We start from the raw sequence: 19257 nt of genomic DNA, 5'->3' as shown, positions 1-19257 counted from the left end.
GGAATCCGCTCCGTCCAACCCGGCATCGAAAGCCTCAGCACCGAAGGCCTCCGCCACCTCAAAAAAGGCGCCACCGCCTACCAGAACATCCGCTTTCTCCTCGGCTGCGCCGAATACGGGGTCCTGCCGGTCTGGAACATCCTCACCGGATACCCGAACGAGACCCCGGAATCTCTTCGGGAGCAGATCGGCCTCGTTCCCTCACTCGTCCACCTCCAGGCGCCGGACAACGACATGCTGGCCGTGCACTTCGACCGGTTCAGCCCCTACGTGGAACGGCCCGAGCAATTCGGCCTGCGGCTTTCCCGGCCGCTCCCCGGGTATCGGCACGTCTATCCCCACCTCTCCCCCGAGGAGCTGTGGAACATCGCCTATCACTTCGAGGGGGAGTTCGCCGACGATCCCGGCAACGCCGAGCTCCGCCGGACCCTCGCCGCCCGGGTCAGCCTGTGGCGGGCGCAGTACCGACGGGCGTCCTTCACCTACCGGCTCGGCTTCGACTCCGTCACGCTGACCGACCGGCGCCCCGGGCTCCCCGCCGAGGACACCGTCCTCACCGGGGACGACGCCCGCCTCTACCGCGCCGTCATCGGCGGAACACGCCACCGCGACCTGACCGACCCCGGCGCACCCGGCGAGGACCTGGAGCGGGCCGTGGAGACCCTGGCCGGGTGGCAGCGCAGGAGGTGGGTGCACAGCGAGGGTTCAAAGGTGATCGCCCTGGCCACGAGGGCCGTGCCCTCCGCCTACCGCTCCCCGCCGGAGAAGGGCACCCCCCGGCGCGCCCGCACCCCCGTCCCCCTGACCCTCACGACCCGTCCCTAGGTCCTGTCGTCCGGATCTGGCCGAAACCACCCGCACCCTTCGGAACGCCGTTTCCCGACAGCCCCGCCGCGCGGTAGTCCTGGGGGTGTCACGGGGCTCGCCCCGATCCGCCGCGCCCCCGCATCGACGGACCAGGGCGCCCGAACGAGAGACCGAGAGCAGAGAGTTGACCACCGAAGACACGCCCGTCACGTCCGTCACGCCCAACCCGCCGGTCGCACTGGACGGCCCGGCCCCGGAGCCGTCCCCGGCCGGGCCTGAGGCCGGTGAGCGCCCGCCGTCCTGCCGCGATCTGGTCGGCCTGCTCGCCCAGAACGACCGGCGGTCGGCGTACGCGGCGCTCGTGCTGGGCGCCACGAGCCTGGCCCAGGTCGCGGAGCGCACCGGGCTGCGCCCGGCCGCCGCGGCGATGGTCCTCCAGAAGCTGGTGGAGGGACGGATCGCCCGCCACGACCCGGAGCGGGGCGGCTACGCGATCCTCGACGACACCTTCCGCCTCGCGGTGCGCGAGGAGGTACGGGTGACCGGCCGGGGCGGCGGGGACGGCGCCGGCGCGTACTTCCGCAAGGGCCGGCTGACCTCGATCCCGGGCAACGCGCAGGTACGAAAGCGCGTCCTCACGGTGGTCGCGGACTCCTTCGACAAGGGCGTCGTCTACCCGGAGTCCAAGGTGAACGCCATCTGCGGCGGCTGGCTCGACGACTGGGTCACCCTCCGGCGCGCGCTGGTCGACGAGGGCCTGCTGGTCCGGGACGACTCGGCCGCGCGCTACGAGCGGGCCTGAGCGGGAGCGCGCCGTGACCGTGGTCCGCGCCGGTGACCCCGACGAGACGGCCGACGTGGTGGCCCGCCCCCGGCACTCGGCCGCCTCCGCCGGCCCCTTCGCCCGGCGGAGGGGGTTCCTGGCCCGGGTCGGGCAGGTGGTGGCCGAGCCCTCGGAGGACGGGCGGGGCGTCCTCCTGCACGTGGGGCTCGGCCCGGCGGGGGCCGCCGGCGTCGACGCCTTCCGGCAGGCGGCGGCCGCCGCCGTACGGGCCGCGGGACCGGCCAGGACCGTCCGCCTCGATCTGGCGCAGACCGAGGACACCGGTGTGCCGGCCGCCGACCGGGTCGGGGCCGTGACGGAAGGGGCGCGGCTCGCGCTGTACCGGTTCGACGGCTTCCGTACGGCCCGGGGGCTGCCCCCGCCCGCCGAGATCCGGGTGACGGGCGGGGAACCGGGCGCACTCGCGGAGTCCCTGGCCGCGGCCGAGGGCACCTGTCTCGCCCGGGACCTGGTCAACTCCCCGGCCGGGGAGTTGACCCCGGCCGCGTTCGCCCGGCGCACGGAGGCCGAGGCGGCGCGGGCCGGACTGTCCTGCACGGTGTACGAGGGCGTCGGCCTCGCACGGCTCGGACTCGCCGGGTTGGCGGCCGTCAGCCGGGGCTCCGCCGAACCGGCGCGCTACGTGGAGCTGACGTACGAACCGGCCGCCCCGCCCTCGCTCACGGTGTCCCTGGTCGGCAAGGGCGTCACCTTCGACTCCGGCGGGCTCTCCCTCAAGCCTTCGGGCGAGCTCCACACCATGAAGGCCGACATGGCCGGGGCCGCCGCCGTCCTCGGCGCCCTGGTGGCACTCCCCCGGCTCGGCCTCCCGGTCCGGGTGCGGGCGCACCTGCCACTGGCGGAGAACATGCCGGACGGCGGGGCGCTCCGGGTGGGCGACGTGGTCCGGCACCTCGACGGGACGACCACCGAGATCACGCACACGGACAACGAGGGACGGGTCCTGCTCGCCGATGTGCTGCTGCGGGCGACCGAGCCCGGACGGACCGATCTGGTCCTGGACGTGGCGACGCTGACCTCGGCCGCCTCGCTCGCGCTCGGCACCCGTACCGGCGCCCTCTTCTCCCCCGACGACCGGCTCGCGGAGCTCGTGCGCTCGGCCGCCGAGCGGGCCGGGGAGTCGCTGTGGCGGCTGCCGCTGCTCGGCCACGAGCGCCGCCACCTCCGCTCGGCGGTCGCCGACCGCGTCAACTGCTCGCACCGGCACGGGGACACCGTGCAGGCCGCGCTGTACCTCTCGGAGTTCGTGCCCCCGGGCACCCGGTGGGCCCACCTGGACATCGCGGCACCGGCCTGGAACGACGAACCGCCGTACGGGGAGGTCCCGCACGGGGCGACCGGTTTCGGCGTGCGCACCCTCCTGGAGACACTGCGCGCGCTGGCCGAGGCATCCGCGTCGGAGCCCCGGAACGTCACGACGCCCCGGACGGCCACGGCCCCCCGCACGGGCGACGGCGTCCCCGCCGGCCCCGCCAGTCCCGTCGACCCCGCCAGTCCCATCGGCCCCGGCAGCCCTGCCAGCCCTGCCAGGCCCGTCAGTCCCGCTCCCCCATCAGGACCCTGAGCCCCTCCGTGAGGTCCTCCGCGCTCGGCGCGGTCTCCGGGTCGACCATCCACTGGATCATCACACCGGTCGCGAGGGCCTGGCAGAGGAGCCCCGCCACACGGGCCTTCTCCGGGTCCGCCTCCGGGTCGATGCCGAGGAAGCCCTCGGCCATCCCGAGGCGCCCCTCGCGCTGGGGCTCCTTGATCGCGTCGCGGAGCTTCTCGTCGTCGTCGAGCCGGGTGACGATCTCGGTCTGGAGCTTCCAGACGGGCCGGCTGGCCTCGGCCGCGCCGATGACCTGCTCCCAGACGGCGTGGAAGCGCGCGTACGGGTCGGCCGGCAGCTCCCGCTTCTCCTCACCGCTGCCCGCGGGGCCGACCTGCTCGCCCCACTCCTCGGTCAGGGCGAGGAAGGCCTGCTGGAGCAGGGCGTCCTTGGAGCCGTAGTGGTAGCCGATGGAGGCGAGGTTGGTGCCCGAGGCGGCGACGATGTCACGGGCCGTGGTGCGCCCGTACCCCTTCTCCAGGAGGCAGCGCTTGGCACCGTCGAGCAGGTCTTCCTTGTGTCCCATGACAGCACTGTACCCGGCCGCTAGACAATCGTGTAAGACGAATGTCTAGTGGCCGGGCACTCCCTGCGAACAGGGTCAGATCAGGTTGACCGTGCGGGCCGAGGCGGCGCCGATCTCCTGCGCGATCTCCGCGAGCACCGGAGCCGGCAGCGTGTCGTCCACGGTGAGCACGACGAGCGCCTCGCCGCCCTCCTCCGAGCGGGAGACCTGCATGCCCGCGATGTTCAGACCGGCCTCGCCGAGGATCCGGCCGACCGTGCCGACGACGCCCGGGCGGTCCTCGTAGCGCAGCACGACCATGTGGTCGGCGAGCGCGAGGTCCACGTCGTAGTCGCCGACCGCGACGAGCTTCTGGAGGTGCTTCGGGCCGGCCAGCGTGCCGGAGACCGCGACCTCCTCGCCGCTGGCGAGGGTGCCACGCACGGTGACGACGTTGCGGTGGTCGGGCGACTCGGAGCTCGTCGTCAGACGGACCTCGACACCACGCTCCTGCGCGAACAGGGGGGCGTTGACGTACGACACGGTCTCGTCGACCACGTCCTCGAACACGCCCTTGAGCGCGGAGAGTTCGAGCACCTTCACGTCGTGCTGGGTGATCTCGCCGTAGACCTCGACGTCGAGACGGGCCGCGACCTCGCCCGCGAGGGCGGTGAAGATCCGGCCGAGCTTCTCGGCGAGCGGCAGACCCGGCTTCACGTCCTCGGCGATGACGCCGCCCTGGACGTTGACCGCGTCCGGGACCAGCTCGCCCGCGAGCGCGAGGCGCACCGACTTGGCGACGGCGATGCCGGCCTTCTCCTGGGCCTCGTCCGTGGAGGCGCCGAGGTGCGGGGTGCAGACGACCTGGTCGAGCTCGAAGAGCGGGGAGTCCGTGCAGGGCTCCTTCGCGTACACGTCGAGGCCCGCGCCGGCGACCCGGCCCTCCTTGAGGGCGGTGTAGAGCGCCGCCTCGTCCACGATCCCGCCGCGCGCGGCGTTGACGATCCGGACGGCCGGCTTGACCTTGTGCAGCGCCTCGTCACCGATGAGACCGATGGTCTCCGGGGTCTTCGGCAGGTGGACGGTGATGAAGTCCGCGACCTCCAGGAGCTCGTCCAGGGCCAGCAGCTTCACCCCCATCTGGGCGGCGCGGGCCGGCTGCACGTAGGGGTCGTACGCGACGATCTTCATGCCGAAGGCGGACATGCGCTGGGCGACCAGGACACCGATGCGGCCGAGGCCGACGACGCCGAGGGTCTTCTCGCTCAGCTCGACGCCGGTGTACTTGTTGCGCTTCCACTCGCCGTTCTTCAGCGCGGTGTTGGCCTGCGGGATGTTGCGCGCGGTGGCGACGAGCAGACCGCACGCGAGCTCGGCGGCGGTGACGATGTTCGAGGTCGGGGCGTTGACGACCATGACGCCGGCCTTGGTGGCGGCGGAGACGTCGACGTTGTCCAGACCGACGCCGGCACGGGCGACGACGCGGAGCTTGTTCGCGGCGGCGAGGGCCTCGGCGTCGACCTTGGTCGCGGAACGGACCAGGATCGCGTCCACGTCCGCGATGGCGGGGATCAGTTCGGCGCGGTCGGCGCCGTTGCAGTGCCGGATCTCGAAGTCCGGGCCCAGCGCGTCGACGGTGGCGGGCGACAGCTCTTCAGCGATGAGTACGACAGGTTTCGAGCTCACGTGAGTCCTCACAGATCCAGTGCGGACGGCCGTCCCGACGGCCGCAGGCGGTGGAGGGGGCTTGCCGCGTGAAAGCGCACGACGCTGTGGGCCTGACGCGTATGTTGTTGAGAAGTGTAGTGGTGCGTCGGCGCAGCTCATACGCCTCGTTGGAAGGATCACCCGTCCGTGGTTGGACGAGGTGTCCAACGACGAGGAACGGGGCCGGACACACTGTCCGACCCCGCCCCGGAAGGCTTACGCCTCCTCGTCGTTCACCCAGCTCATGAGCTTGCGCAGCTCCTTGCCGGTGGTCTCCAGGAGGTGGTTCTCATCCTGGGTCTTGTACTCGTTGTACTTCTTCAGGCCGCCGTGGTACTCGGCCATCCACTCCTTGGCGAAGGTGCCGTCCTGGATCTCCGCGAGGACCTTCTTCATCTCGGCCTTGGTGGCGTCGGTGATGATCCGCGGGCCGGTGACGTAGTCGCCCCACTCGGCGGTCTCGGAGACCGACCAGCGCATCTTCTCCAGGCCGCCCTCGTACATGAGGTCGACGATGAGCTTCAGCTCGTGGAGGCACTCGAAGTAGGCGATCTCCGGCTGGTAGCCGGCCTCGGTCAGGGTCTCGAAGCCCGCCTTGACCAGCGCCGCGGTACCACCGCAGAGGACGGCCTGCTCACCGAACAGGTCGGTCTCGGTCTCCTCCTTGAACGTCGTCTTGATGACGCCCGCGCGGGTGCCGCCGATGCCCTTGGCGTACGAGAGCGCCAGCGCGAAGGCGGAGCCGGTCGCGTCCTGCTCGACGGCCGCGATACACGGAACGCCGCGGCCCTCCTCGTACTGACGGCGGACCAGGTGGCCCGGGCCCTTCGGGGCGACCAGGGCGACGTCGATGCCCGCGGGGACCTCGATGAAGCCGTAACGGACGTTCAGGCCGTGGCCGAAGAAGAGGGCGTCGCCCTCCTTCAGGTTGTCCTTGATGGACTCCTCGTAGACCTTGGCCTGGATCGGGTCCGGGGTCAGGATCATGATGAGGTCGGCCTCGGCCGCCGCCTCGGCGACGGAGACGACGCGCAGGCCCTGCTCCTCGGCCTTGACCTTGGACTTCGAGCCCTCCTGGAGGCCGACGCGGACGTCGACACCGGAGTCACGGAGCGACAGCGCGTGGGCGTGGCCCTGGCTGCCGTAGCCGATCACCGCGACCTTGCGGCCCTGGATGATGGACAGGTCGGCATCGTCGTCGTAGAACAGCTCGGCCACTGGGATTCTCCTTGAGGTGCTGATGTTGCGTCCCACCGTACGGGGGAGCGCTTGAGGGAAGCTTTGGGGTCTCGTCAGTCGGACCGCCGGATGGACCTGCGGTTGACCTCCGATGACTCTCAGGCGCTGCGGTCGAGGGCCCGCAGGGACCGGTCCGTGATGGACCGGGAACCACGCCCTATGGCGATCGTGCCGGACTGGACGAGCTCCTTGACGCCGAACTGCTCCAGCATCTTGAGCATCGCGTCCAGCTTGTCACTCGAACCGGTGGCCTCGATGGTGACGGCCTCGGGCGAGACGTCCACGGTCTTGGCGCGGAACAGCTGCACGATCTCGACGATCTGGGAGCGGGTCTCGTTGTCGGCGCGGACCTTCACCAGGACGAGCTCGCGCTGGATCGCAGCGCTGGGCTCGAGTTCGACGATCTTCAGGACGTTGACCAGCTTGTTGAGCTGCTTGGTCACCTGCTCCAGGGGCAGGTCCTCGACATTGACCACGATGGTGATGCGGGAGATGTCGGGGTGCTCGGTGACACCGACGGCGAGCGAGTCGATGTTGAAGCCACGGCGGGAGAAGAGCGCGGCGATCCGGGCGAGGATGCCGGGCGTGTTCTCGACGAGGACGGAGAGCGTGTGCTTGGTGGACATGTCTGGGTCTCTTCCTTTTCGCTCTTCGCTGTCAGTCGTCTTCGCCGTCGCCGAAGTCGGGGCGCACGCCCCGCGCGGCCATGACCTCGTCGTTCGAGGTGCCCGCGGCGACCATCGGCCAGACCTGGGCGTCCTCGTGGACGATGAAGTCGATGACGACCGGACGGTCGTTGATGGCGTTCGCCTCGGCGATGACCTTGTCCAGGTCGGCCGGGTCCTCGCAGCGCAGGGCGACACAGCCCATGGCCTCGGAGAGCTTGACGAAGTCGGGGACGCGGGTGCCCTTGTTCGCCTGGAGGTCGTCCGGGCCGGAGTGCAGGACGGTGTTGGAGTAGCGCTGGTTGTAGAACAGCGTCTGCCACTGACGGACCATGCCGAGGGCGCCGTTGTTGATGATGGCGACCTTGATCGGGATGTTGTTCAGCGCGCAGGTGGTGAGTTCCTGATTGGTCATCTGGAAGCAGCCGTCGCCGTCGACCGCCCAGACCGTGCGGTCCGGCATGCCGGCCTTGGCGCCCATCGCGGCGGGGACCGCGTATCCCATCGTCCCGGCGCCGCCGGAGTTCAGCCAGGTGGCGGGCTGCTCGTAGTCGATGAAGTGGGCGGCCCACATCTGGTGCTGGCCGACGCCCGCGGCGAAGATCGTGCCCTCGGGGGCGAGCTGGCCGATGCGCTGGATGACCTGCTGCGGCGAGAGGCTGCCGTCCTCCGGCAGGTCGTAGCCGAGCGGGTAGGTCTCGCGCCAGCGGCTCAGGTCGCTCCACCAGGCGGTGTAGTCGCCCTTGTTGCCCTCGCTGTGCTCGGCCTGGACGGCCTGGACCAGGTCGGCGATGACCTCGCGGGCGTCACCGACGATCGGGACGTCGGCGGCGCGGTTCTTGCCGATCTCGGCCGGGTCGATGTCCGCGTGGACGATCTTGGCGTACGGGGCGAAGCTGTCGAGCTTGCCGGTGACGCGGTCGTCGAAGCGGGCGCCCAGGGCGACGATCAGGTCGGCCTTCTGGAGCGCGGTGACGGCGGTGACCGCGCCGTGCATGCCGGGCATGCCGACGTGCAGCGGGTGGCTGTCGGGGAAGGCGCCGAGGGCCATCAGCGTGGTGGTGACCGGGGCGCCGGTCAGCTCGGCGAGGATCTTCAGCTCGGCGGTGGCGCCGGCCTTGATGACACCGCCGCCGACGTACAGGACGGGGCGCTTCGCGGCGGAGATCAGCTTCGCGGCCTCGCGGATCTGCTTGGCGTGCGGCTTGGTCACCGGGCGGTAGCCGGGCAGGTCGGTCTGCGGCGGCCAGCTGAAGGTGGTCTTCGCCTGGAGGGCGTCCTTGGCGATGTCGACCAGGACCGGGCCGGGACGGCCGGAGGAGGCGATGTGGAAGGCCTCGGCGATCGTCCGCGGGATGTCCTCGGCCTTGGTGACCAGGAAGTTGTGCTTGGTGATCGGCATCGTGATGCCGCAGATGTCCGCCTCCTGGAAGGCGTCCGTGCCGATGGCCTTGGAGGCGACCTGGCCGGTGATCGCGACGAGCGGGACGGAGTCCATGTGCGCGTCGGCGATCGGGGTGACGAGGTTGGTCGCGCCCGGTCCCGAGGTCGCCATACAGACGCCGACCCTGCCGGTGGCCTGCGCGTAGCCGGTCGCGGCGTGGCCCGCGCCCTGCTCGTGACGGACCAGGATGTGCCGCACCTTCTTCGAGTCCATCATCGGGTCGTACGCCGGGAGGATGGCGCCGCCCGGAATGCCGAAGACCGTGTCGGCGCCGACTTCCTCGAGAGAACGGATGAGGGACTGCGCACCCGTGACGTGCTCGACGGTGGGCTGCGCGCCGCTACGGGGCCGCGGCTGCGGATGGTGCCCGGTGGCCTGGTCGGTCATCAGCATCTCTTCTCGAAGCAGAGGGTTTTTGGCGAGGTGTTTTGCGAGGGTTTACGTCGACTTGAGGGTGATCCAGTGCAACAAAAAACCCCTCGTGCCGTGAGGCAAGCGAGGGGAGCGCGTCGGATGCTTTCTCAGCCGGGCCTACGGTGGCCCTGCTTCAGCCGACGCGCTTTCCAAGTACGAGAATTCGGGTGCGCATGGCACTGACCCTCCCTCTCCCACCTCACCACTGTCAAGTGGGTGGGACGGGCGTCTCAGTATTTGAGCGGAACGGAGGACGGTTTCCGGCCCTCACGGGGACCCCTCCGGGGAGGGGGTACTCGTCCCGGACGAGTGCCCTGCGCAGCCGGTACTCGTCCAGCGGGCCCGAGAAGGCCATGCCCTGGGCGTGACTGCAGCCCATGGCGCGCAGAGCGAGCACCTGCTCCGGTACGTCGACGCCCTCGGCGACGGTCTGCAGGCCGAGCTCGCCGGCGATACGGAGCACCCCTCGGGTGATCTTGCGGAGCCGGGCGGACTCGACCACGCCCTCGACGAGTCCGCGGTCCAGCTTCAGTATGTCGACGGGAAGCCTCCTAAGGGCGTCGATCGACACATGTCCGCTGCCGAATCCGTCGAGCGCGATCCGCACCCCGAGGCGGCGCAGGCTCACGAGGCGCTGTTCCAGCTCGTCGAGCGAGGTCCGGTCGTCGCTGTCGGCGAGCTCGATGATCAGCGAGCCGGAGGGCAGCCCGTGCCGGGTGAGCAGCGACTCGACGGAGCCGAGCGGGAGCGAGCGGTCCAGGAGGCGTGCGGCGGAGAGCCGGATGGACACGGGTGTGCGGTGGCCGATCCCCGCCCGCTCGGCGGCCTGCTCCACGGCCTCCTCCAGGAGCCAGCGGCCGAGCTCCGCGGTCCGCTCGCCGTCGTCGGTGACGCGGAGGTACTCGGCGGGGGTGAAGAGGATGCCCTGGGACGAGCGCCAGCGCGCCTGGGCGCTGACGGCGGAGATCCGGCCGGTGGCGAGGTCGACGACCGGCTGGTGGAGCAGGGCGAACTCGCCGTCGTGGAGTGCGGTGCGCAGCCGGGCGGCCAGCTCGGTGCGCCGGACGACCTCGGCCTGCATCTGGGGCGCGTACAGCTCGACGCGGTCCTTGCCGGCGGCCTTGGCCCGGTACATCGCGAGGTCGGCGTTGCGCAGGAGGTCGCCCGCCTCCATGCCGGGCTCGGCGAAGGCGACGCCGATGGAGGCGGCGACCCGCACCTCGTTGCCGCCGTCGACGCGGTACGGCCGGGAGAGCGTGAGCCGGAGCCGGTCGGCGATCTCCTGGACCTGGGTCTCCCTCGCGTCCCGCTCGCGGCCGCCGTCGCCGAGGATCAGGGCGGCGAACTCGTCGCCGCCGAGCCGGGCGGCCGTGTCCCCGGCCCGCACGGACTCCTGGAGGCGGCGGGCGGCCTGGACGAGGAGGTCGTCGCCCGCCTGGTGGCCGAGGCGGTCGTTGACCCCCTTGAAGCCGTCGAGGTCGATGAAGAGCACGGCGGTGCCGGGGTCGGAGGCTCTGCGGCCGCCGAGCGCCTGCCGGACCCGGCGGGTGAAGAGCGCCCGGTTGGGCAGGTCTGTGAGCGGGTCGTGCTCGGCGTTGTGCTGCAGCTGGGCCTGGAGGCGGACCCGCTCGGTCACGTCCCGGCTGTTGAAGATGAGACCGCCCTGGTGGCGGTTGACGGTCGACTCGACGTTGAGCCAGTCTCCGCGGCCCGAGCGGAAGCGGCACTCGATGCGGGTGGTGGGCTCGTCGGCGGGCGAGGCCGCGAGGAAGCGGCGCACCTCGTGGACGACGGCGCCGAGGTCCTCGGGATGGATGAGGCCGGCGAGCTCGGAGCCGATGAGCTCGTCGGCCTCGCGCCCGTACACGCCGGAGGCGGCGGGGCTGACGTAGCGGAGGATCCCGGTCGGCGCGGCGATCATGATGACGTCGCTGGAGCCCTGCACGAGGGACCGGAAGTGGTTCTCCTTCTGGGCCAGTTCGTGGGTGAGCGCGATGTTGTCGAGGAGCATGATGCCCTGGCGGACGACGAGCGCGAGGACGACGGCGCAGCCGGTGAGGACGACGACCCGGTCGACCCTGCGGCCCTCGACGACGTTGTACAGGATGCCGAGGGTGCAGACGGCGGCGGCGAGGTACGGGGTGAGCGCGGCGAGGGAGCCCGCGACCGGACGGCTGTGCAGCCAGGGGCCGCGGGCTGCGGCGGCGGTGTCGGGCAGGCGACGCACGCCCCAGGGCGCGTACGCGAGGAGCAGGGAGCCGGCGAACCAGCCGGCGTCGAGGAGCTGGCCGGAGGCGTAGTTCTCGCGGAGCAGCGGCGAGGTGAACAGGGCGTCGCACAGGACGGTCAGGGCGAGCGCGGCGATCGCGGTGTTGGTCGCCGAGCGGTTCGCCTGGGAGCGCCGGAAGTGCAGCGCCAGGACCATGCTGACCAGGACGATGTCGAGCAGCGGGTACGCCAGCGACAGGGCGGCCTGCGCGACGGACTCGCCCTCGAAGTGCGCGGTGCGGGCGAGGGCGAGGCTCCAGGAGAGCGTGAGCAGGGAACCGCCGATGAGCCAGGCGTCGAGCCCGAGGCAGACCCAGCCGGCCCGGGTGACGGGCTTCTTGGCCAGGACGAGGAGCCCGACGACGGCGGGCGGCGCGAAGAGTAGGAAGAAGAGGTCCGCGACGGAGGAGTCGGGCACCTGCGTCCGCAGGACGCACTCGTACCACCCCCACACCGCGTTCCCCGCGGCGGCCATGAGGGAGGAGAAGGCGAAGAGGTGCCATGCGGGGCGGTCGCTGCCGCGGTGCGCCCGGGCGTAGAGGAAGCAGGAGACCGCGGCGGCGAGCGCGGCGACGCTGAGTCCGAAGTCGCCCATGAAGAGCGCCAGTTCCGGCGAGCCCCAGCCGAGCGAGGCGCCGGTCGTGTAGCCCGCGCAGATGAGGACCAGGACGACTTGAGCGAGGATCGAGCCGATTCCGGAACGATCCCGGCCGGGATGCCCGGAGCCGCCGCCGACGGGGCGGCGCGTGAGGACGGCCCCGGGCGCGCTCACCGGCCCCTCCGGCGCCGCGCCACCGCACCCGGCCGCCTCGTGCGGGCGCGCGGGCGGCTCCTCGGCACCACCGGGGGCGTGCCCGTCGCAGTCGTGCGGCCCGGCGGCGCGTGGCGCGCGGAACGGCTTGGCCTGGTCCGGCACCGAACGCGCGAGGCCGGCAGCGAGGCGCGGGAGGCTTGCCGACGGCGTCGCCCCGTCGGATCGTCGGTGCTCCGGCCGCGCTTCACCCGTCGCCCCCCTCGAAATCTGATGACCCGTCACTTCGCTCCCCAGCGTCAGCCCGTCATCGACGCAGTCCCCCGCTTCGGGACGATACACCAGGACCGTCACTCAGGGACAGGGTTGCAGTACTCTCCGTGACTACCTGGGGGCTTGTGAGCGGCGCGCGTCGGGGGCGCGCCACCCGCCCCCGGCCTGCCGCGACCCCCGGGGCTCAGCCGGTGGTGAGGAGCACGTTCACCGGCTCCTCCCCCGCCGCGAACCGCCGCAGCTGTCCGGCGATCAGCCGCTTCGCGCGCGGCATGAACGCGGAAGTGGAACCACCCACATGCGGACTGATCAGGACACCGGGAGCGTGCCACAGCGGATGCCCGGCCGGCAGCGGTTCCGGGTCGGTGACGTCGAGCGCCGCCGTGATCCGCCCGCTCTCGACCTCCTTGAGCAGCGCTGCCGTGTCCACGACGGGCCCACGGGCGACGTTCACGAGCAGCGCCCCGTCCTTCATCCTGGCCAGGAACCCGGCGTCGGCGAGGTGGTGGGTGTCGGGCGTGAGCGGAGTCGACAGCACGACCACGTCGGCCTCGGGCAGGAGCACGGGCAGATCCGCGAGGGCGTGGACCGGGCCGCGCTCCGATGCACGCGCGGAGCGCGCGACGCGCGCCACCCGCGCGCACTCGAACGGCGCGAGCCGGTCCTCGATGGCGGCGCCGATCGATCCGTACCCCACGATGAGCACCGACTTGTCGGCGAGCGCGGGGTAGAAGCCGGCCCGCCACTCCTCGGCGTCCTGGCCGCGCACGAAGCCGGGGAGGCCGCGCAGCGAGGCCAGGATCAGCGCGAGCGTGAGCTCCGCGGTGCTGGCCTCGTGCACGCCCTTGGCATTGCAGACGGCGACCCCGGGCCGCAGGGCGGGAATGCCGGGCGTGACGTGGTCGATGCCCGCGGAGAGGGTCTGCACGACCCGGACGGAGGTCATCGCCCCCAGCGGCCGTACGGCGATCTCCGACCCCTTCATGTACGGGACGACGTAGAAGGCGCAGCGGGCGGGATCGGCGGGGAAGTCCGGTCCGCCGTCCCAGAAGCGGTAGTTCAGCCGGGACCCGCCCGGGTCGGGAAGTCCCTCGATCTCGTCCGCGGGAACCGGAAGCCACACGTCGGAGGCACTGTCTTCGAATCTCATGACCGGGAGGCTATGCGAAGAATCCCGCGCTCCATTGGTTACTTTGGGGGACGGCACAGGGAGGGGTACCGGCAGGTGGAGCGCAGGACTATCGGGGCGACGGCGCTCGACGTGGGGGCGATCGGCCTGGGGTGCATGCCGATGAACTGGGCCTACGGAAGTTCGCAGCAACGGGGTGACCGCTCATTGCGGGCCGTGCACGCGGCACTTGACGCCGGCATGAGCCTGCTCGACACCGCCGACATGTACGGTCCGTTCACCAACGAGCTGCTGTTGGGGCGGGTGTTGAAGGAGAGGCGTGGGGAGGCCTTCGTCTCGACGAAGTGCGGACTGCTCGTCGGCGACGGCGGCGAGCGGCGGCATGTGGTCGCCAACGGCAGGCCGGGATACGTGCGTCGGGCCTGTGACGCCTCGCTGCGGCGGCTCCAGACCGATGTGATCGACCTCTACCAGCTGCACCGCGCGGACCCCGAGGTGCCGGTCGAGGAGACCTGGGGCGCGATGGCCGAGCTGGTGTCGGCGGGCAAGGTGCGGGCGCTCGGGCTGTGCGCGGTCGGCGCCCGGTCGGCACGCCGGGGCGCGACCGGGACCGCCCGGGACGGCTACGAGGGAACGATCCGCCAACTGGAGCGGATCCAGCAGGTCTTCCCGGTGGCGGCGATCGAGGCCGAGCTGTCGGTGTGGTCGCCGGAGGCGCTGGTCCGGCTGCTGCCGTGGTGCGCGGCGCGCGGGGTGGGCTTCCTGGCGGCGATGCCGCTGGGGAACGGTTTCCTCACGGGCACGCTGACCCCGGGCGGCGGCTTCGAGCCGGACGATCCGCGGGCCCGGCACCCCCGGTTCACGGCCGAGATGATGGCGGCGAACCAGCCGCTCGTGGCGGGGCTGCGGCGGGTCGCCGCGCGGCACGGGGAAGAGGTCACCCCGGCGCAGGTCGCGCTGGCGTGGGTGCTCGGGCGTGGGCCGCACGTCGTGCCGGTGCCGGGGGCGAAGCGGGAGCGGTGGGTCGTGGAGAACGCGCGGGCGGCCGGGCTGCGGCTGACGGCGGGGGATCTCGCGGAGATCGCGGCCCTGCCGGCGCCCCGGGGGTCGTGGGACTGAGCGCCACACGGAATTCGGTGTCCGTGGGCGGGAACCCGATCGGGTCGGGCGGTGTATGAAGAGTGAAGGGATGCCGCTCGACTCGTCGAAGGGGACCGTTGACCATGAGCCGTCCTGTTGTGCTGAAGGCCCTGTGGGGCGCCGCCGCGCTGGTGCTCGTCGCGGGCTGCTCCTCGGGGGGTTCCACCGGCGGGTCCGGGGAGCGTCCCGGTACGGCTCCGCCCGCGTCGGTGTCCGCCCCGGGGTCGGCATCCGCCTCCGCCTCGGCCTCCGGTTCCGCGTCGCCGGGCGGCCGGGTGTCGGTGGCGGGCACGCTCACCGAGGGCCTGCGGTCGCCCTGGGGCCTCGCCGAGCTGCCGGGCGGCGACCTGCTGGTCTCCTCGCGGGACGAGCGGACGATCACCCGGATCGACGGGAGAAGCGGCGCCAAGACCCCGCTCGGAGAGGTGCCCGGGGTCGTGCCGGGCGGCGAGGGCGGACTCATGGGGCTCGCCGTCCATGACGGCTGGGTGTACGCCTATCTGACGGCCGCCTCGGACAACCGCATCGTGCGCATGCGGTACGGGGGCGCGGACGGCGACCGGCTCGGGGCGCCGCAGCCGGTGCTGACCGGCATTCCGAAGGGGACCGTGCACAACGGCGGGCGGATCGCGTTCGGACCGGACGGGATGCTGTACGCGGGCACGGGCGAGACGGGCGTGACCGGTCTCTCCCAGGACCGGGCCTCGCTCGGTGGGAAGATCCTGCGGATGACGCCGGAGGGCAGACCGGCGCCGGGCAACCCCTTCCCCGACTCCGTCGTCTACAGCTACGGGCACCGCAATGTGCAGGGCATCGCCTGGGACGACGCCGGGCGGCTGTGGGCGGCCGAGTTCGGGCAGAACACCTGGGACGAGCTGAACCTGATCGAGCCGGGGAAGAACTACGGCTGGCCCGAGGCCGAGGGACAGGCGGGCCGCGAGGGGTTCGTGGACCCGGTGGCCCAGTGGCCGACCTCGGAGGCCTCCCCGAGCGGCATCGCCTACGCGCGGGGGGCGATCTGGATGGCCGGGCTCAGGGGCGAGCGACTGTGGCGCGTGCCGCTCTCCGGCGAGGAACGCTCGGGGGACCCCGAGGCGTTCCTGTCAGGTGAGTACGGACGCCTGCGCACGGTCCTCGCCGGGGGCGACGGCCGGCTCTGGCTGGTGAGCAGCGAGACGGACACCCGGGGCACGCCCGCGCCCGGGGACGACAGGATCCTCCGGCTGGAGGTGAGGTGAGGGAGGCGGTGACCCGTGTTCGATCCGATCGCGGAGCTCTTCGCGCCGGGACGCCGGCACGCCGAGGACGAGCTGCGGCGGCAGGCCCTCACCCGGGAGGACCCGGGGGACGGGGACCCGGGGCGCGGCCCGATAGACCTCACCTCGGGCCGCGTGACGATACGGATCCCCCGGCCGGGGTCAGAGGGCCGTGTCGAGGAGGTGGAGCCGGTGGGCGAGGGCGGCGGCCTCGCCGCGGCCGGCGACGCCGAGCTTGGCGAGGATGTTGGAGACGTGGACGCTCGCCGTCTTCGGTGAGATGAAGAGCTCCTCGGCGATCTGCCGGTTGGTGCGGCCGGCCGCGACCAGGCGCAGGACGTCCTGCTCGCGCGGGGTCAGGCCGAAGCCGTCGTCGCCGGGCTCCGCGGGCGCCGGGAGCTGCTTCTCGGGTGCCAGGGAGAGGCGGGCCCGGGCGGCGAGGAGTTCCAGGTCCTCGCGGAGCGGGCGGTCACCGAGGCCGACGGCGGTCGCGTGGGCCTCGCGGAGCAGGGCCGTGGCCTCCTCGCGGTGGCCTCCCTCGACGAGCAGGGCGTCGGCGAGGCGGTGGCGGGCGCGGGCCAGCTGGGCGGGGCGGTCCAGCGGCTCGTAGGCGGCGACGACCTCGGCCCAGCGGGTGACGGACTCGCGGCCCTCGGCCCGGGCCAGCTCCTGGGAGACCTGGAGGGAGTGCGCGGCCCAGACGGGGGCCGGGGCGGCGAGCTCGCGGACGCATCGGCGGATCAGGGCGAGGGACTCGGGGCGGCCCTCGTCGGCGGCGGGCAGTCCCCGGCTGTCGGCCTCCGCGGCGGCGGCGGTGAGGACGAGCGGCCAGCCGTAGCGGTGGGTGCCGGGCGGGAAGCCGCCCTCGGCGGCGGTCGCGAGCTGGGCCCGGACCTCCTGGACGCGGCCTTCGGCGGCGGCCACCGCGATCGCGACCTGGGCCATGGGCAGGGTGTACTGCGGGATCGGGTCGCGGCTGCCGTAGACGGCGCGGGCGTCGGCGAGGTGGCGGCCGGCCGCGTCGAGGTCGCCCCGCACGACGGCGAGCTGGGCGAGCCGGAGGGAGGCCGAGCCGCGGGGCTTGATGCTGTTCGCCGAGTGCTGGAGCCGCTCGGCGGCCTCCCGGGCCTCGTCCCAGCGGCCGAGTGAGATCAGGGACTCGGCGCGGTTGGCCTCGATCCAGCCGATGCTGCCGACGAGTCCGTAGGAGCGGGTGAGGCGGATGCCGGCGTCGGCGACCTCGACGGCCTCGCGGGAGCGGCCGAGGGCTTCGAGGGCGGAGGAGATGTTGATGTGGGCGCGCGAGGCCTCGCTGAACTGGCCGAGGGCCATGGTCCGTTCGCGTACCTCGTGCATCTCGGCGAGACCGGACTCGACGTCCCCGGCGGCGGTCATGATCGTGCCGAGGGTGAGGCGGGCGTTGAGTTCGATCGACTCGGCCTTGACGTGCCGGGCGTACTCGACGGCCCGTTCGGCGGCGGCGAGGGCCTCGGGGCCGGGGTTGCGGAGCATGCCCCAGCCGGCGGCGCCGACGAGGACGGTGGCGTGGACGGCCGACGGCGGGAGGCCCTTGACGAGTTCCTGGGCGCGGGCGATCTCCTCGGAGCCGTCGCCGCGGCCGAGGTTGGACTGGAGGCGGGCCTTCTCGCTCCAGAACCAGGCGGCGCGCAGCGGGTCGTGCACGTCCTCGCCGTCGAGGAGGCGGAGGGCCATCCGGCCGATCTTCAGGGCGCGTTCGTGTTCGCCGCTGAGCCGGGCGGCGACGGCGGCCTCGGCTAGGAGGTCGAGGTAGCTGAGCGGGGTGGTCTCGGGGTCGCAGCCGCAGGGTGGGTAGGCCTCGGCGTAGTCCATGGGCCGGAGTCCGCGGCGGACCTCGGCGGGGGCCTCGTCCCAGAGCTCCATGGCCCGCTCCAGGAGCCGGAGCTGCTCGGCGTACGCGTGGCGCTTGCGGGTGGCGACGGAGGCGCGGAGGACGGCCGGCAGGGCCTGGGCCGGGTCGTGCGCGTGGTACCAGTACGTGGCGAGGCGGGTGGCCCGCTCGTCGGGCCGGACGAGCGAGGGGTCGGCCTCCAGGGCCTCGGCGTAGCGCCGGTTGAGGCGGGAGCGCTCACCCGGGAGCAGGTCGTCGCTGACGGCCTCGCGGACGAGGGAGTGGCGGAAGCGGTAGCCGTCGCCGTCGGGGACGGTGAGCAGGATGTTGGCGCCGACGCAGGCCCGCAGCGCCTCGATGAGCTCGTCCTCGCCGAGCCGCGCGACGGCGGCGAGCAGGCCGTACTCGACGGTGGAGCCGCCCTCGGCGACGATCCTGGCGACCCGCTGGGCGTCCTCCGTGAGCGTCTCGACCCGGACCAGCAGGAGGTCGCGCAGGGAGTCGCTGAGCGTGCCGAGGGCGCAGCCGGCCTCGTGGGAGACGACGAGCTCCTCGACGAAGAAGGCGTTGCCGTCGGAGCGCTCGAAGACCTCCTCGACGAGCCCGGGGTCGGGTTCGGCGGCGAGGATGCCGGTGAGCTGGCGGTGCACCTCGGTGCGGGTGAAGCGGGAGAGCTCGATGCGGCGGATGGTGCGGAGCCGGTCGAGTTCGGCGAGGAGGGGGCGCAGCGGGTGGCGGCGGTGGATGTCGTCGGCGCGGTAGCTGGCGACGACCACGATCCGGCCGCGGCGGAGGGTGCGGAGGAGGTAGGTGAGCAGGTGCCGGGTGGAGGTGTCGGCCCAGTGCAGGTCCTCGAGGACGAGCACGACCGTGCGGTCGGCGGCGAGCCGCTCCAGGAGCCGCACGGTGAGTTCGAAGAGGCGGGCGGTGGCGTCCTCGTCGGAGGGTTCGTGGCTGCCGGGGTCGCCCAGCTCGGGCAGCAGTCGGGCGAGTTCGCCCTCCTGGCCGTCGGCGGCGGCGGTCAGTTCGTCGGGCAGCTTGCGGCGGAGCGAGCGCAGGGCGGTGGCGAAGGGCGCGAAGGGCAGACCGTCGGCGCCGAGCTCCACACAGCCCCCGAGGGCGACGACGGCGCCCCGGTCGCAGGCCGCGTCGAGGAACTCCTCGATGAGGCGGGTCTTGCCGACGCCCGCCTCACCGCCGACGAGCAGGGCCTGGGGCTCTCCCGCGGTCGCGCGGGAGAGCGCCTCGGTGAGGGCGGTGAGTTCGCCGGCCCGGCCGACGAAGACGGGGCTGACTGACCTGGTCTCCACGGCGCCGAGCATCGCACAACCATCCGTACGGTCGCTCATACGGG

General features: G+C 72.6%; 13 protein-coding genes and 1 pseudogene. 6 read left to right on the top strand and 8 right to left on the bottom strand.

The window, feature by feature from the left end:
• The 3 genes and pseudogenes from ACF08F_RS26255 to ACF08F_RS26245 all read left to right on the top strand — a co-directional run.
• Positions 1-825 (top strand): annotated as a pseudogene (locus ACF08F_RS26255) (RiPP maturation radical SAM protein 1); the annotation flags it as partial.
• Positions 826-1045: 220 nt separating this feature from the next.
• A complete protein-coding gene (locus tag ACF08F_RS26250; RefSeq protein WP_392300992.1) occupies positions 1046-1609 on the top strand; it encodes a DUF2087 domain-containing protein in 564 nt (187 codons plus the stop codon).
• Between the two features lie 13 nt (positions 1610-1622).
• Positions 1623-3215 (top strand): M17 family peptidase N-terminal domain-containing protein, encoded by a 1593-nt coding sequence (locus ACF08F_RS26245; RefSeq protein WP_392300981.1) that lies wholly within the window; start codon positions 1623-1625, stop codon positions 3213-3215.
• Here ACF08F_RS26245 and ACF08F_RS26240 read toward each other — a convergent pair.
• The 7 genes from ACF08F_RS26240 to ACF08F_RS26210 form a co-directional block, all read right to left on the bottom strand.
• Positions 3187-3768 carry a TetR/AcrR family transcriptional regulator gene (locus ACF08F_RS26240; protein WP_392300980.1) on the bottom strand — a complete coding sequence of 194 codons (582 nt, stop codon included), beginning with the start codon at positions 3766-3768 and terminating at the stop codon, positions 3187-3189. The two genes, ACF08F_RS26245 and ACF08F_RS26240, sit on opposite strands and share 29 nt — an antisense overlap.
• Before the next feature lie 75 nt (positions 3769-3843).
• On the bottom strand, positions 3844-5433 hold the full coding sequence (gene serA / locus ACF08F_RS26235) for a phosphoglycerate dehydrogenase (protein ID WP_392300979.1): 1590 nt from the start codon (positions 5431-5433) through the stop codon (positions 3844-3846).
• Between the two features lie 237 nt (positions 5434-5670).
• A complete protein-coding gene (gene ilvC, locus ACF08F_RS26230; protein WP_392300978.1) occupies positions 5671-6672 on the bottom strand; it encodes a ketol-acid reductoisomerase in 1002 nt (333 codons plus the stop codon).
• A gap of 119 nt (positions 6673-6791) precedes the next feature.
• Positions 6792-7319 carry an acetolactate synthase small subunit gene (gene ilvN / locus ACF08F_RS26225; RefSeq protein WP_024756291.1) on the bottom strand — a complete coding sequence of 176 codons (528 nt, stop codon included), beginning with the start codon at positions 7317-7319 and terminating at the stop codon, positions 6792-6794.
• 31 nt (positions 7320-7350) lie between these two features.
• Positions 7351-9195 carry an acetolactate synthase large subunit gene (locus ACF08F_RS26220; protein ID WP_392300977.1) on the bottom strand — a complete coding sequence of 615 codons (1845 nt, stop codon included), beginning with the start codon at positions 9193-9195 and terminating at the stop codon, positions 7351-7353.
• Between the two features lie 229 nt (positions 9196-9424).
• Positions 9425-12256, bottom strand: a complete 2832-nt coding sequence (locus ACF08F_RS26215) for a putative bifunctional diguanylate cyclase/phosphodiesterase (RefSeq protein ID WP_392300976.1) — start codon at positions 12254-12256, stop codon at positions 9425-9427.
• Between the two features lie 436 nt (positions 12257-12692).
• Positions 12693-13658: a 2-hydroxyacid dehydrogenase gene (locus ACF08F_RS26210; protein WP_392300975.1), complete on the bottom strand. Its 966-nt coding sequence runs from the start codon at positions 13656-13658 to the stop codon at positions 12693-12695.
• Positions 13659-13733: 75 nt separating this feature from the next.
• Here ACF08F_RS26210 and ACF08F_RS26205 point away from each other — a divergent pair, with 75 nt between their 5' ends.
• The 3 genes from ACF08F_RS26205 (at position 13734) to ACF08F_RS26195 (ending at position 16312) form a co-directional block, all read left to right on the top strand.
• Positions 13734-14756: an aldo/keto reductase gene (locus tag ACF08F_RS26205; RefSeq protein WP_392300974.1), complete on the top strand. Its 1023-nt coding sequence runs from the start codon at positions 13734-13736 to the stop codon at positions 14754-14756.
• Between the two features lie 104 nt (positions 14757-14860).
• Positions 14861-16015, top strand: coding sequence for a PQQ-dependent sugar dehydrogenase (locus ACF08F_RS26200; RefSeq protein ID WP_392300973.1), 1155 nt, complete (start codon positions 14861-14863; stop codon positions 16013-16015).
• 15 nt (positions 16016-16030) lie between these two features.
• Positions 16031-16312: a DUF6191 domain-containing protein gene (locus tag ACF08F_RS26195; RefSeq protein WP_392300972.1), complete on the top strand. Its 282-nt coding sequence runs from the start codon at positions 16031-16033 to the stop codon at positions 16310-16312.
• Here ACF08F_RS26195 and ACF08F_RS26190 read toward each other — a convergent pair.
• On the bottom strand, positions 16196-19252 hold the full coding sequence (locus ACF08F_RS26190) for an AAA family ATPase (protein WP_392300971.1): 3057 nt from the start codon (positions 19250-19252) through the stop codon (positions 16196-16198). The two genes, ACF08F_RS26195 and ACF08F_RS26190, sit on opposite strands and share 117 nt — an antisense overlap.
• Positions 19253-19257: the final 5 nt, after the last annotated feature.

It is taken from the genome of Streptomyces sp. NPDC015130 (assembly GCF_043080005.1).
GTDB lineage: Bacteria > Actinomycetota > Actinomycetes > Streptomycetales > Streptomycetaceae > Streptomyces.
Note: the sequence above shows the minus strand (reverse complement) of the source record. Positions and strands in the feature narration are given on the sequence as shown.